The organism is Escherichia marmotae (genome assembly GCF_002900365.1).
Lineage (GTDB): Bacteria > Pseudomonadota > Gammaproteobacteria > Enterobacterales > Enterobacteriaceae > Escherichia > Escherichia marmotae.
This window is the reverse complement of the sequence record NZ_CP025979.1, coordinates 2,528,494-2,542,793: the sequence shown is the minus strand read 5'-3', so window position 1 is coordinate 2,542,793 and position 14,300 is coordinate 2,528,494. Positions and strand designations below refer to the sequence as shown.

The following is a 14,300-nucleotide window of genomic DNA, read 5'->3' as shown; positions in this document are numbered from 1 at the left end:
GCCTTCAAACTTATTCCACGGGAGGTTACCTTGTTTCTCGCACAAGAAATTATTCGTAAAAAACGTGATGGTCATGCGCTGAGCGATGAAGAAATTCGTTTCTTTATCAACGGCATTCGCGACAACACTATCTCCGAAGGGCAGATTGCCGCCCTCGCGATGACCATTTTCTTCCACGATATGACAATGCCGGAGCGTGTCTCGCTGACCATGGCGATGCGAGATTCAGGAACCGTTCTCGACTGGAAAAGCCTGCATCTGAATGGCCCGATTGTTGATAAACACTCCACCGGTGGCGTCGGTGATGTCACTTCGCTGATGCTTGGGCCAATGGTCGCTGCCTGCGGCGGCTACATTCCGATGATCTCCGGTCGCGGCCTCGGTCATACTGGCGGCACGCTCGACAAACTGGAGTCAATCCCTGGCTTCGATATCTTCCCGGATGACAACCGTTTCCGCGAAATCATTAAAGATGTTGGCGTAGCAATTATCGGCCAGACCAGCTCACTGGCTCCGGCGGATAAACGTTTCTACGCGACCCGCGACATTACCGCTACTGTTGACTCAATCCCGCTGATCACTGCCTCGATCCTGGCGAAGAAACTGGCGGAAGGTCTGGACGCACTGGTGATGGACGTGAAAGTGGGTAGCGGCGCGTTTATGCCGACCTATGAACTCTCTGAAGCCCTTGCCGAAGCGATTGTTGGCGTGGCAAATGGCGCAGGCGTACGCACCACCGCGCTGCTGACCGACATGAACCAGGTGCTGGCATCCAGCGCTGGTAACGCGGTCGAAGTGCGTGAAGCGGTACAGTTCCTGACAGGTGAATACCGTAACCCGCGACTGTTTGACGTCACAATGGCGCTGTGCGTGGAGATGCTTACCTCCGGCAAACTGGCGAAAGATGATGCCGAAGCGCGCGCGAAATTGCAGGCTGTGCTGGACAACGGTAAAGCGGCAGAAGTCTTCGGACGTATGGTAGCGGCACAAAAAGGCCCGACCGACTTCGTTGAGAACTACGCGAAGTATCTGCCGACAGCGATGCTGACGAAAGCAGTCTATGCTGATACCGAAGGTTTTGTCAGTGAAATGGATACTCGTGCGCTGGGGATGGCAGTGGTTGCGATGGGCGGTGGTCGCCGTCAGGCATCTGACACCATTGATTACAGCGTCGGCTTTACTGATATGGCGCGTCTGGGCGACCAGGTTGACGGTCAGCGCCCACTGGCGGTGATCCACGCGAAAGACGAAACCACCTGGCAGGAAGCGGCGAAAGCGGTGAAAGCGGCAATTAAACTTGCCGATAAAGCCCCGGAAAGCACTCCAACTGTCTATCGTCGTATCAGTGAATAACGGTATACTGATCTGATCATTTAAATTTGAAGCACTGAGTACGGAGAACATATGAAACGTGCATTTATTATGGTGCTGGACTCATTCGGCATCGGCGCTACAGAAGATGCAGAACGCTTTGGTGACGTCGGGGCTGACACCCTGGGTCATATCGCAGAAGCTTGTGCCAAAGGCGAAGCTGACCACGGTCGTAAAGGTCCGCTCAATCTGCCAAATCTGACCCGTCTGGGGCTGGCGAAAGCACACGAAGGTTCTACCGGTTTCATTCCGGCAGGAATGGACGGCAACGCTGAAGTTATTGGCGCGTATGCATGGGCGCACGAAATGTCATCCGGTAAAGATACCCCGTCGGGGCACTGGGAAATCGCCGGTGTACCGGTTCTGTTTGAGTGGGGATACTTCTCCGATCACGAAAACTGCTTCCCGCAAGAACTGCTGGATAAACTGGTTGAACGTGCTAACCTGCCGGGTTACCTCGGTAACTGCCACTCTTCTGGTACGGTCATTCTGGATCAACTGGGCGAAGAGCACATGAAAACCGGCAAGCCGATTTTCTATACCTCCGCTGACTCAGTGTTCCAGATTGCCTGCCACGAAGAAACGTTTGGTCTGGATAAACTCTACGAACTGTGCGAAATCGCCCGTGAAGAGCTGACCAACGGCGGCTACAACATCGGTCGCGTTATTGCCCGTCCGTTTATCGGTGACAAAGCCGGTAACTTCCAGCGTACTGGTAACCGCCACGACCTGGCAGTTGAACCGCCAGCACCGACCGTGCTGCAAAAACTGGTTGATGAAAAACACGGCCAGGTTGTTTCTGTGGGTAAAATTGCTGACATCTACGCTAACTGCGGTATCACCAAGAAAGTGAAAGCGACCGGCCTGGATGCGCTGTTTGACGCCACCATCAAAGAGATGAAGGAAGCGGGTGATAACACCATCGTCTTCACCAACTTTGTTGACTTTGACTCTTCCTGGGGCCACCGTCGCGACGTCGCAGGCTATGCCGCGGGTCTGGAACTGTTCGACCGCCGTCTGCCGGAACTGATGTCTCTGCTGCGCGACGACGACATCCTGATCCTCACCGCCGACCACGGTTGTGACCCGACCTGGACTGGTACTGACCACACGCGTGAACACATTCCGGTACTGGTTTACGGCCCGAAAGTGAAACCGGGTTCGCTGGGGCACCGCGAAACCTTCGCAGATATCGGTCAGACTCTGGCAAAATATTTTGGTACTTCTGATATGGAATATGGCAAAGCCATGTTCTGATGGATTTGGGCGGAGCAGCGGCTCCGCCCTTGATATTGTCACAAAAAGGATAAAACAATGGCTACCCCACACATTAATGCAGAAATGGGCGATTTCGCTGACGTAGTTTTGATGCCAGGCGACCCACTGCGTGCGAAGTATATTGCTGAAAATTTCCTTGAAGATGTCCGTGAAGTGAACAACGTTCGCGGCATGCTGGGCTTCACCGGTACTTACAAAGGCCGCAAAATTTCCGTAATGGGTCATGGTATGGGTATCCCGTCCTGCTCCATCTACACCAAAGAACTGATCACCGATTTCGGCGTGAAGAAAATTATCCGCGTAGGTTCCTGTGGTGCAGTTCTGCCGCACGTAAAACTGCGTGATGTAGTTATCGGTATGGGTGCCTGCACCGATTCCAAAGTTAACCGCATCCGTTTTAAAGACCATGATTTTGCAGCTATCGCTGATTTCGACATGGTGCGTAACGCAGTAGACGCAGCTAAAGCACTGGGCGTTGATGCACGTGTTGGTAACCTGTTCTCCGCTGACCTGTTCTACTCTCCGGACGGCGAAATGTTCGATGTGATGGAAAAATACGGCATCCTCGGCGTGGAAATGGAAGCGGCAGGTATCTACGGTGTGGCTGCAGAATTTGGTGCGAAAGCACTGGCTATCTGCACCGTGTCTGACCACATCCGCACTCACGAGCAGACCACTGCCGAAGAGCGTCAGACCACCTTCAACGACATGATCAAAATCGCACTGGAATCTGTTCTTCTGGGCGATAAAGAGTAATGGTGTTTCGCTGAAAGGCGATTGTCATGTTAAGCCGGAACGGGAGACCGCTCCGGTTTTTTAGTATCTATTTATCAATAGCAACTGATTTATAGATTTACTATTATTTTTCATATGGATAGAAAATAAAATCCATTCAAGTATCAATTCACGAATCTATTCATTTATGTTCAGCCGTCATCCAGGAAGGGCATATCAGCAACTCTGGTGGACAACCATAAATTCCTGCCATTTTGCTTTTGATGTTTGAACTAAGCCGTTCCGTCTTTTCGATCTGTTTTAGAGAATTAATGGAGATACCTAACATTTTACTTACTTCAGCAAGTGATAGTTTATGCCTGATACGCACGGCGGTTAGCCAGGATATACCTTGGCTGAACATTAAATTGATAATCTCCCGTTCCTGGTTTTCCAGATCGATCATATTTCCTTCCCTGGATATTTTAATCAGCGAGTTACCTTACCGCCCCTGCCATCCACGCTGACAACTCCCGTAGCTCTTTTTCCTGTTCCGGGAAGTCAACCAGCAGCGCTTCGCACTCCTGTTGCAGCATATCCGCGCGGTACAGACAGCCTTGCAGTCGCCCGGCGAGGGCTTCCAGCGGCGCGGGGTTGAGGCTGTCGGTAAACACCTGGGCGCGGGTGATATGGCCTTTTTCAACGTCGAAATGCAGTTCCACGCCGCCCCAGGTAAAGCGTTCATCCAGCAGATGCGAGAATGCCGGAGCCTGACCGAAGTTCCACTCCCAGCTACTCTGGCGGGCAAAGGTTTCGATGAAGTTTGGCAAGTCTGGCGTTTTGTCCGGGGAGATGATTTCCGCTGCTACGCGCTCGCCATAATGGGCGAAAAAGGCCTCGGTTATGGCCTCGCAAACATGCTCATGGGTAATTCCCGGTAGCAATTCGGTCAGATTGGTCACGCGGGAACGTACCGATGTGATGCCTTTCGCCGCCAGTTTCTTTTTATCCGGGTTGAGGTAGTTTGCCAGGCGACTCAGGTCGGCATTGAGCAGCAAAGTGCCGTGGTGGAAGCCGCGATCTTTGGTTTCGCGATAGGCCGAGCCAGAGACTTTACGGTCTCCCTCGGTTGTTTTCACCACCAGATCGTTACGTCCGGAGGCTTCGGCGCTGACGCCGAGCGCGTTCAGTGCATTGAGTACAATTGACGTAGAGATGGTTTTATCGTACTCCGGCTTGCCAGCCATAAAGGTAAAGCAGGTATTACCGAGATCGTGGAACACCGCGCCGCCGCCACTACTGCGCCGCGCCAGGCGGACATTATCTTCTTCCATCCGCCGGGTATTACACTCTTTCCACGGGTTTTGTGCGCGGCCAATCACTACCGTGTCGGCGTTACGCCAGAGAAACAGAACGCGCTGCGTGGCGGGCATCTGGCGAAAAATACACTCTTCCACCGCCAGGTTAAACCACGGGTCGTAAGAGTCAGAGATAAGCAGGCGTAATGTATTCATAACGATTTCCTTTCTTGTTGTAATGGGTCACTCTTTTTTCTCGCCTTCTTCCTCTTCCGGCACCGGTTTGCTGGCGGTTAGCAGGAAGGGCGATTGTTGCCAGCGGGTGCGTTTACCCTGTAATAGCGTGCGGGTCAGCACCACGCCGATTGCCAGCGAGAGCAGCAGCATCAGGCGTAAAATGTTGGTGGTGTTATCCACCTGTTTGGCTTCGGTGGCGAGTGTGTGGGTGTCGAGCGTCAGGCGCAGATAGCCGAGCGGACCATTTTTCCCCGCAATGGGTTCGACAATTTGCTGGTTAAAATAGCCACCTGCTTTTTTACCGTCGAGTGCCAGACGGTCGCGTACTTCTACGCTTTCGCCTGCGCGGGCAATAAGATCGCCTTGTTCGTCATATACGCCTGCGTCAAGGATGCGGCTTTCATCTGTTAACTGGTTGAGTATTGACTGAATGCGCTTTTCATCCGGCGAGTCGGTACGCATCAGCGGCGCAACGTTCAGCGTCACCTGACGTGCCAGGGTGCGGGCCAGCTCTTCAAGCTGCGGATTACGCTGGCGCTGGTGGTTTTGACTGAACCAGGAAGCACCTTGCATCAACGCGACCAACAAAGCGAGACAGAACAGGACAATCACTGCCCGATGCAGCCGGAATTTTAGTTTTGTGCGAGCCATATTCCACCCGTTGAAAATTTGAGACTTAATGTTGCCAGAAGCAATGGATACAAGGTAGCCTCATGCGTTATTTTCCCTGCTTCGAACGATTTTACAGGAGCCTTAATGCCTAACATTACCTGGTGCGACCTGCCTGAAGATGTCTCTTTATGGCCAGGTCTGCCTCTTTCATTAAGTGGTGATGAAGTGATGCCACTGGATTACCACGCAGGTCGTAGCGGCTGGCTGCTGTATGGTCGTGGGCTGGATAAACAACGACTGACCCAGTATCAGAGCAAACTGGGCGCGGCGATGGTGATTGTTGCCGCCTGGTGCGTGGAAGATTATCAGGTGATTCGTCTGGCAGGTTCGCTCACCGCGCGTGCTACGCGCCTGGCCCATGAAGCACAACTGGATGTCGCGCCACTGGGGAAAATTCCACATTTGCGTACGCCGGGGCTGCTGGTAATGGACATGGACTCTACAGCCATCCAGATTGAATGTATTGATGAGATCGCCAAACTGGCCGGGACAGGTGAGATGGTGGCGGAAGTGACCGAACGGGCGATGCGCGGAGAACTCGATTTTACCGCCAGCCTGCGTAGCCGCGTGGCGACGCTGAAAGGCGCTGATGCGAACATTTTGCTTCAGGTACGGGAAAATCTGCCGTTGATGCCAGGCTTAACGCAACTGGTGCTGAAGCTGGAAACGCTGGGCTGGAAAGTGGCGATTGCCTCCGGTGGCTTTACCTTCTTTGCCGAATATCTGCGTGACAAACTGCGACTCACTGCCGTGGTAGCCAATGAACTGGAGATCATGGACGGTAAATTTACCGGCAATGTGATCGGTGACATCGTCGATGCACAGTACAAAGCGAAAACCCTGACCCGTCTGGCGCAGGAGTATGAAATCCCACTGGCGCAGACCGTGGCGATTGGCGATGGTGCCAACGACCTGCCGATGATCAAAGCGGCAGGGCTGGGGATTGCCTACCATGCCAAACCAAAAGTGAATGAAAAGACGGAAGTCACCATCCGTCACGCTGATCTGATGGGAGTGTTCTGCATCCTCTCTGGCAGCCTGAATCAGAAGTAATTGCCCGCCCGTCATCCTGCGGGCGGCACAGCATTAACGAGGTACACCGTGGCAAAAGCTCCAAAACGCGCCTTTGTTTGTAATGAATGCGGGGCCGATTATCCGCGCTGGCAGGGGCAGTGCAGTGCCTGTCATGCCTGGAACACCATCACCGAGGTGCGTCTTGCTGCGTCGCCAACGGTGGCGCGTAACGAGCGTCTCAGTGGCTATGCCGGTAGCGCCGGGGTGGCAAAGGTCCAGAAACTCTCCGATATCAGCCTTGAAGAGCTGCCGCGTTTTTCAACCGGATTTAAAGAGTTTGACCGCGTATTAGGCGGCGGCGTGGTGCCGGGAAGCGCCATTCTGATTGGCGGTAACCCAGGTGCCGGGAAATCCACGCTGTTGCTGCAAACGCTGTGCAAACTGGCCCAGCAGATGAAAACGCTGTATGTCACCGGCGAAGAGTCGCTGCAACAGGTGGCAATGCGCGCTCATCGCCTTGGCCTGCCGACTGACAATCTCAATATGTTGTCGGAAACCAGCATCGAGCAGATCTGCCTGATTGCCGAAGAAGAGCAACCGAAGCTGATGGTAATTGACTCCATCCAGGTGATGCATATGGCGGATGTACAGTCATCGCCTGGCAGCGTGGCGCAGGTGCGTGAAACGGCAGCTTACCTGACGCGCTTCGCCAAAACGCGCGGGGTGGCAATCGTCATGGTTGGTCACGTAACCAAAGATGGTTCGCTGGCTGGCCCTAAAGTGCTGGAACACTGTATTGACTGTTCGGTGCTGCTGGACGGCGATGCTGATTCCCGTTTTCGCACCTTACGCAGCCATAAAAACCGCTTCGGCGCGGTAAATGAGCTGGGCGTATTCGCGATGACTGAACAGGGGCTACGCGAAGTCAGCAACCCTTCAGCAATCTTCTTAAGTCGTGGCGATGAAGTGACGTCCGGCAGTTCAGTGATGGTTGTGTGGGAAGGAACGCGTCCGCTGCTGGTGGAGATTCAGGCGCTGGTCGATCACTCGATGATGGCGAATCCACGCCGCGTGGCGGTGGGGCTGGAACAAAACCGTCTGGCAATCCTGCTGGCGGTGCTGCACCGTCACGGTGGTCTGCAAATGGCCGATCAGGATGTGTTTGTAAACGTGGTCGGCGGCGTGAAGGTGACTGAAACCAGCGCCGACTTAGCGTTACTGCTGGCGATGGTTTCCAGCCTGCGTGACAGACCGCTGCCGCAGGATCTGGTTGTGTTTGGTGAAGTTGGGCTGGCAGGAGAGATCCGCCCGGTGCCCAGCGGTCAGGAGCGAATTTCAGAAGCGGCGAAACACGGCTTTCGGCGGGCGATTGTACCGGCGGCCAACGTACCGAAAAAAGTGCCGGAAGGGATGCAGATTTTTGGCGTTAAAAAACTCTCCGACGCGCTTAGAGTGTTCGACGACTTATAATGAGAGATACGGAGGGAGATATGTCGTCATTTGATTACCTGAAAACTGCCATCAAGCAACAGGGCTGCACGCTACAGCAGGTGGCCGATGCCAGCGGTATGACCAAAGGGTATTTAAGCCAGTTACTGAATGCCAAAATTAAAAGCCCCAGCGCGCAAAAGCTGGAGGCGTTGCACCGTTTCCTCGGGCTGGAATTTCCCCGGCAGAAGAAAACCATCGGTGTCGTATTCGGTAAATTTTATCCGCTACATACCGGACATATCTATCTTATCCAGCGTGCCTGTAGTCAGGTTGATGAGCTGCATATCATTATGGGGTTTGACGACACCCGTGACCGCGCGTTGTTTGAAGATAGCGCCATGTCGCAGCAACCAACGGTGCCGGATCGTCTGCGCTGGTTATTGCAAACTTTTAAATATCAGAAAAATATCCGCATTCATTCCTTCAATGAAGAGGGCATGGAACCGTATCCGCACGGATGGGATGTGTGGAGCAACGGCATCAAAAAGTTTATGGCCGAAAAGGGCATTCAGCCGGATCTGATCTACACCTCGGAAGAAGCCGACGCGCCGCAGTATATGGAACATCTGGGGATCGAAACGGTGCTGATCGATCCGAAACGCACCTTTATGAGTATCAGTGGTGCGCAGATCCGCGAAAACCCGTTCCGCTACTGGGAATATATTCCTACCGAAGTGAAGCCGTTCTTTGTGCGTACTGTAGCGATCCTCGGTGGCGAGTCGAGCGGTAAATCCACTCTGGTAAATAAACTCGCTAACATTTTCAACACCACCAGTGCGTGGGAGTTTGGTCGTGATTATGTTTTTTCGCATCTTGGCGGTGACGAGATTGCGTTACAGTATTCTGACTACGATAAAATCGCGCTGGGACACGCACAATATATTGATTTTGCAGTGAAATACGCCAATAAAGTGGCGTTTATCGACACCGATTTTGTCACTACTCAGGCGTTCTGCAAAAAGTACGAAGGGCGTGAGCATCCGTTCGTGCAGGCGCTGATTGATGAATACCGTTTTGATCTGGTGATCCTGCTTGAGAATAACACCCCGTGGGTGGCGGATGGTTTACGTAGCCTTGGCAGTTCGGTGGATCGCAAAGAGTTCCAGAACCTGCTGGTGGAGATGCTCGAAGAGAACAATATCGAATTCGTGCGGGTCGAAGAGGACGATTACGACAGCCGTTTCCTGCGTTGTGTGGAGCTGGTGCGGGAGATGATGGGGGAGCAGGGATAAGACCCAATGCCTGATGAGACGCTTACCGCGTCTTATCAGGCCTGGAGTTTCACAACGTATTGAAATCGCTGTGTTTGTAGGCCGGATAAGGCGTTCACGCCGCACCCGGCATTTTACGCATTACTTCGCAATACGCTTGTACTTGATACGCTTCGGCTCCAGCGCGTCTGCGCCCAGCGTGCGTTTCTTGTACTCTTCGTACTCGGTAAAGTTACCTTCGAAGAACTCAACCTTACCTTCATCCTGGTAATCCAGAATGTGCGTGGCAATACGGTCGAGGAACCAACGGTCGTGCGAGATAACCATCGCGCAGCCAGGGAACTCCAGCAGGGCGTTTTCCAGCGCGCGCAGGGTTTCGATATCCAGATCGTTGGTCGGTTCGTCGAGCAGCAACATGTTGCCGCCAACCTGCAGCAGCTTCGCCAGATGCAGACGACCACGCTCACCGCCGGAGAGTTCGCCAACACGTTTACCCTGATCAACCCCTTTAAAGTTAAAGCGGCCAACGTAGGCGCGGCTTGGCATCTCGGTGTTACCGATCTTCATGATATCCAGCCCGCCGGAAACTTCTTCCCAAACGGTTTTGCTGTTATCCATTGAGTCACGGAACTGATCAACTGACGCCAGTTTCACCGTTTCACCTAAAGTGATGGTGCCGCTGTCCGGCTGTTCCTGACCGGAGATCATGCGGAACAGGGTCGATTTACCCGCGCCGTTCGGCCCGATGATCCCGACGATCGCCCCTTTCGGGATCGAGAAGGTCAGATCATCAATCAGCAGGCGATCGCCGTAGGATTTACGCAGATTGCTGACTTCCAACACTTTATCGCCCAGACGTGGTCCAGGTGGAATAAACAGTTCGTTGGTTTCGTTACGTTTCTGGTATTCGGTGCTGTTCAGCTCTTCAAAGCGTGCCAGACGTGCTTTACCTTTCGACTGACGGCCTTTCGTGCCCTGACGTACCCACTCCAGCTCTTTTTCAATCGACTTACGACGCGCCGCTTCTTGCGAAGCTTCCTGCGCCAGACGCTGATCTTTTTGCTCCAGCCAGGAGGAGTAGTTACCTTCCCACGGAATACCTTCACCGCGGTCAAGTTCGAGGATCCAGCCCGCGACGTTATCGAGGAAGTAACGGTCGTGGGTAATCGCCACAACGGTCCCTTCGAAGTCATGCAGGAAGCGTTCCAGCCACGCTACGGATTCCGCATCCAGGTGGTTGGTCGGTTCGTCGAGCAGCAGCATGTCTGGTTTTTCCAGCAGCAGGCGGCACAACGCTACGCGACGACGCTCACCACCGGAGAGGTTAGCAATTTTCGCGTCCCAGTCCGGCAGACGCAGCGCATCCGCCGCACGCTCCAACTGAACATTCAGGTTGTGACCGTCGTGAGCCTGGATGATCTCTTCCAGACGGCCTTGCTCTGCGGCCAGCTTGTCAAAGTCTGCATCTGGATCGGCGTACAGCGCATACACTTCGTCCAGACGTTTCAGGGCATTAACTACTTCGGAAACCGCTTCTTCAACGGACTCACGTACAGTGTGTTCCGGGTTTAGCTGCGGTTCCTGCGGCAGATAGCCAATCTTGATATCTGGTTGTGGACGCGCTTCACCTTCGATGTCTTTATCAATGCCCGCCATAATGCGTAGCAGGGTAGACTTACCCGCGCCGTTCAGACCCAGAACGCCGATTTTTGCCCCGGGGAAGAAACTCAGAGAGATGTTTTTCAAAATATGACGTTTCGGCGGAACAACTTTGCCGACACGATGCATGGTATAAACGAATTGAGCCACGTTGGACTTCGCCTCTATGTTTATCGTGATGATGAGTTTTCAAAGGCGAAGTGTAGCCTGTTTCCCTGCCTAATCCCAGCCGGTCGATCACCCTCGCAGTAAAAGTAAAAAAGTGTCCATAACGTGGCGGAAACGGCAATGACTGGTTAGCATAAATCTATTACGCGGCATGACGCTGCATTGATGTATTTACTCTTAGAGGAAGCGCTTGTGGAAAAAGCCAAACACGTTACCTGGCGGCTGTTGGCTGCCGGTGTCTGTCTGCTGACGGTCAGCAGCGTGGCGCGAGCCGACTCACTGGATGAGCAGCGTAGCCGCTACGCGCAAATCAAGCAGGCCTGGGATAATCGACAAATGGATGTGGTTGAGCAGATGATGCCATCCCTGAAGGATTATCCTCTTTATCCCTACCTGGAATACCGCCAGATTACCGATGACCTGATGAATCAACCGGCGGTCACGGTCACTAACTTTGTTCGCGCTAACCCCACGCTTCCTCCGGCTCGCACGCTGCAATCTCGTTTCGTCAATGAACTGGCGCGACGTGAAGACTGGCGCGGCCTGTTAGCTTTTAGTCCGGAAAAGCCAGGCACAACCGAAGCGCAATGTAATTACTACTATGCAAAATGGAATACCGGACAGAGCGAAGAAGCCTGGCAGGGGGCGAAAGAGCTGTGGCTGACAGGAAAGAGCCAGCCTAACGCTTGTGACAAGTTATTTAGCGTCTGGCGCGCGTCTGGCAAACAAGATCCGCGGGCGTATTTAGAGCGTATCCGCCTGGCGATGAAGGCGGGTAATACCGGCCTGGTGACGGTGCTGGCAGGGCAGATGCCCGCCGATTACCAGACTATTTCTACGGCAATTATTTCACTGGCAAACAATCCCAATACGGTGCTGACTTTTGCACGAACGACCGGCGCGACTGATTTTACCCGTCAGATGGCCGTGGTGGCGTTTGCCAGTGTGGCGCGGCAGGATGTAGAAAACGCACGACTGATGATCCCTTCACTTGCCCAGGCACAACAGCTTAATGAAGATCAGATTCAGGAGCTACGTGATATCGTTGCCTGGCGTTTGATGGGCAACGATGTCACCGACGAACAGGCGAAGTGGCGTGATGATGCAATTATGCGTTCGCAATCCAGGTCGTTGATTGAACGCCGTATAAGGATGGCGCTTGGCACCGGCGACCGTTCGGGGCTGAATACATGGCTGGCGCGCTTGCCGATGGAAGCGAAAGAGAAAGATGAATGGCGCTACTGGCAGGCGGATTTGCTGCTGGAACGTGGGCGTGAAGCTGAAGCAAAAGAGATTTTGCATCAACTCATGCAACAGCGTGGCTTCTACCCAATGGTTGCTGCGCAGCGCATAGGCGAAGAGTATCAACTGAAGATTGATAAAGTACCACAGAACGTCGATAGCGCCCTGACTCAGGGGGCGGAAATGGCTCGCGTGCGCGAGTTGATGTACTGGAACCTCGATAATACCGCCCGTAGCGAGTGGGCCAATCTGGTGAAGAGCAAGTCGAAAGCAGAGCAAGCGCAACTGGCGCGTTATGCTTTTAACAACCACTGGTGGGATCTCAGCGTTCAGGCGACGATTGCCGGGAAACTTTGGGATCATCTGGAAGAACGATTCCCACTGGCCTATAACGATCTCTTCGCACGTTACACTAACGACAAAGATATCCCGCAAAGCTATGCAATGGCGATTGCCCGTCAGGAGAGTGCCTGGAATCCGAAAGTGAAATCACCGGTAGGGGCCAGCGGGCTGATGCAGATTATGCCTGGTACGGCGACTCATACGGTGAAGATGTTCTCTATTCCTGGTTACAGCAGCCCGGCACAATTGCTTGATCCGGAAACGAACATCAACATTGGCACCAGCTATCTGCAATATGTTTATCAACAGTTCGGCAATAACCGTATTTTCTCATCCGCAGCATACAACGCCGGGCCGGGGCGGGTGCGCACCTGGCTTGGTAACAGCGCCGGGCGTATCGATGCGGTGGCATTTGTCGAGAGTATCCCATTCTCCGAGACGCGTGGTTATGTGAAGAACGTATTGGCTTATGACGCGTACTATCGCTATTTCATGGGTGATAAACCGACGTTGATGAGCGCCACGGAATGGGGGCGTCGTTACTGAACTGATCTGCACGTTTATGATATGCTATCGTACTCTTTAGCGAGTACAACCGGGGGAGGCATCAGGCTTCCCCCGCTAACAATGGCGACACACTATGGCCCAACAATCACCCTATTCAGCAGCGATGGCAGAACAGCGTCACCAGGAGTGGTTACGTTTTGTCGACCTGCTTAAGAATGCCTACGAAAACGATCTCCATTTACCGTTGTTAAACCTGATGCTGACGCCGGATGAGCGCGAAGCGTTAGGGACTCGTGTGCGTATTGTCGAAGAGTTATTGCGCGGTGAAATGAGTCAGCGCGAGTTAAAAAATGAACTCGGTGCGGGCATCGCGACGATTACGCGTGGATCTAACAGCCTGAAAGCGGCACCCGTCGAGCTACGTCAGTGGCTGGAAGGCGTGTTGCTGAAAAGCGATTGATTTTGTAGGCCTGATAAGACGCATCAGCGTCGCATCAGGCATCGTGCACCGAATGCCGGATGCGGCGTGAACGCCTTATCCGTCCTGCAATGGCTGATACACGGCATTATGAAACGGACTTAGCGCCAGGATCACCGCCTGGTGATAGACACTGGCGCGGGTGAGTTTCCCAGCGGTAAACACGCCGATCGCCCCTTCTTTACGACCAATCTCATCAATGCCGGTATAGCGCGACATTACTGGCCCAAGCGCCTCGCCCTCACGCACTTTTTCCAGAATCACCTCAGGCAACGGCAAGGTTGCCGAACGTGCTTCACCACGCTGGCTGGCGTTTTCAATTACCACCCAACTGAAGGTGCTGTCACCATCTATACCCGCTTCAATGGCCACCCAAAAATCAGCCTCTGGACGTAAACGGCGGGCATTTGCTACCCGATTTCGTGCGCCAGCGCGCGTTTCCTCACTACCAAAAGGCTGTTCCGGTACGCCGCTCTCGACGACAACGGATTCAATATGGCAGGATCCTTCGTCGAAGATCTCGTGAAATGCCTGCAAAATGGCCTGAATCTTAGCGGGGTTAGTGGTCGCACAGACAACATGGTGCATAATCAGGATTACTCAAAAAATTAACGTTAA

13 protein-coding genes are annotated in these 14,300 nt (G+C 53.4%); 8 read left to right on the top strand and 5 right to left on the bottom strand.

What is annotated here, in order from left to right; translation table 11 throughout:
• The first annotated feature begins 30 nt into the window (after positions 1 to 30).
• From deoA to deoD, 3 genes are read left to right on the top strand one after another with little or no spacing between them, the layout of a single operon-like run.
• Positions 31 to 1,353 (top strand): thymidine phosphorylase, encoded by a 1,323-nt coding sequence (deoA, locus tag C1192_RS13070; RefSeq protein ID WP_000477830.1) that lies wholly within the window; start codon positions 31 to 33, stop codon positions 1,351 to 1,353.
• A 51-nt stretch (positions 1,354 to 1,404) separates the two neighbouring features.
• Complete coding sequence (deoB, locus tag C1192_RS13065; protein ID WP_038354920.1) at positions 1,405 to 2,628, top strand: phosphopentomutase; 1,224 nt, start codon at positions 1,405 to 1,407, stop codon at positions 2,626 to 2,628.
• A 57-nt stretch (positions 2,629 to 2,685) separates the two neighbouring features.
• Positions 2,686 to 3,405, top strand: coding sequence for a purine-nucleoside phosphorylase (gene deoD / locus C1192_RS13060; RefSeq protein WP_000224873.1), 720 nt, complete (start codon positions 2,686 to 2,688; stop codon positions 3,403 to 3,405).
• Positions 3,406 to 3,565: 160 nt separating this feature from the next.
• Here deoD and C1192_RS13055 read toward each other — a convergent pair whose 3' ends face one another.
• The 3 genes from C1192_RS13055 to C1192_RS13045 are packed head-to-tail and all read right to left on the bottom strand — an operon-like array spanning position 3,566 to position 5,549.
• Positions 3,566 to 3,829 (bottom strand): helix-turn-helix domain-containing protein, encoded by a 264-nt coding sequence (locus C1192_RS13055; protein WP_000566145.1) that lies wholly within the window; start codon positions 3,827 to 3,829, stop codon positions 3,566 to 3,568.
• A 31-nt stretch (positions 3,830 to 3,860) separates the two neighbouring features.
• Positions 3,861 to 4,877, bottom strand: coding sequence for a lipoate--protein ligase (gene lplA / locus C1192_RS13050; protein WP_001094692.1), 1,017 nt, complete (start codon positions 4,875 to 4,877; stop codon positions 3,861 to 3,863).
• Between the two features lie 27 nt (positions 4,878 to 4,904).
• A complete protein-coding gene (locus C1192_RS13045; RefSeq protein ID WP_000124620.1) occupies positions 4,905 to 5,549 on the bottom strand; it encodes a YtjB family periplasmic protein in 645 nt (214 codons plus the stop codon).
• A gap of 105 nt (positions 5,550 to 5,654) precedes the next feature.
• Between C1192_RS13045 and serB the strand changes: the two genes are divergently transcribed.
• From serB to nadR, 3 genes are read left to right on the top strand one after another with little or no spacing between them, the layout of a single operon-like run.
• Positions 5,655 to 6,623, top strand: a complete 969-nt coding sequence (serB, locus tag C1192_RS13040) for a phosphoserine phosphatase (RefSeq protein WP_001132950.1) — start codon at positions 5,655 to 5,657, stop codon at positions 6,621 to 6,623.
• Positions 6,624 to 6,671: 48 nt separating this feature from the next.
• Positions 6,672 to 8,054 carry a DNA repair protein RadA gene (radA, locus tag C1192_RS13035; protein WP_038354921.1) on the top strand — a complete coding sequence of 461 codons (1,383 nt, stop codon included), beginning with the start codon at positions 6,672 to 6,674 and terminating at the stop codon, positions 8,052 to 8,054.
• Between the two features lie 20 nt (positions 8,055 to 8,074).
• Positions 8,075 to 9,307, top strand: coding sequence for a multifunctional transcriptional regulator/nicotinamide-nucleotide adenylyltransferase/ribosylnicotinamide kinase NadR (nadR, locus tag C1192_RS13030; RefSeq protein ID WP_000093824.1), 1,233 nt, complete (start codon positions 8,075 to 8,077; stop codon positions 9,305 to 9,307).
• 120 nt (positions 9,308 to 9,427) lie between these two features.
• On the opposite strand, the gene ettA is transcribed toward nadR, so the two are convergent.
• Positions 9,428 to 11,095, bottom strand: coding sequence for an energy-dependent translational throttle protein EttA (gene ettA, locus C1192_RS13025; RefSeq protein ID WP_000046765.1), 1,668 nt, complete (start codon positions 11,093 to 11,095; stop codon positions 9,428 to 9,430).
• A 210-nt stretch (positions 11,096 to 11,305) separates the two neighbouring features.
• Here ettA and sltY point away from each other — a divergent pair, with 210 nt between their 5' ends.
• Together sltY and trpR are read left to right on the top strand one after the other, a co-directional pair.
• Positions 11,306 to 13,243 carry a murein transglycosylase gene (sltY, locus tag C1192_RS13015; RefSeq protein WP_038354922.1) on the top strand — a complete coding sequence of 646 codons (1,938 nt, stop codon included), beginning with the start codon at positions 11,306 to 11,308 and terminating at the stop codon, positions 13,241 to 13,243.
• A 94-nt stretch (positions 13,244 to 13,337) separates the two neighbouring features.
• A complete protein-coding gene (gene trpR / locus C1192_RS13010) occupies positions 13,338 to 13,664 on the top strand; it encodes a trp operon repressor (protein WP_000068671.1) in 327 nt (108 codons plus the stop codon).
• A gap of 75 nt (positions 13,665 to 13,739) precedes the next feature.
• Here trpR and yjjX read toward each other — a convergent pair whose 3' ends face one another.
• The gene (gene yjjX / locus C1192_RS13005) at positions 13,740 to 14,270 is read right to left on the bottom strand and encodes an inosine/xanthosine triphosphatase (RefSeq protein WP_000546619.1); all 531 of its coding nucleotides are present in this window, start codon (positions 14,268 to 14,270) and stop codon (positions 13,740 to 13,742) included.
• Positions 14,271 to 14,300 lie beyond the last annotated feature (30 nt).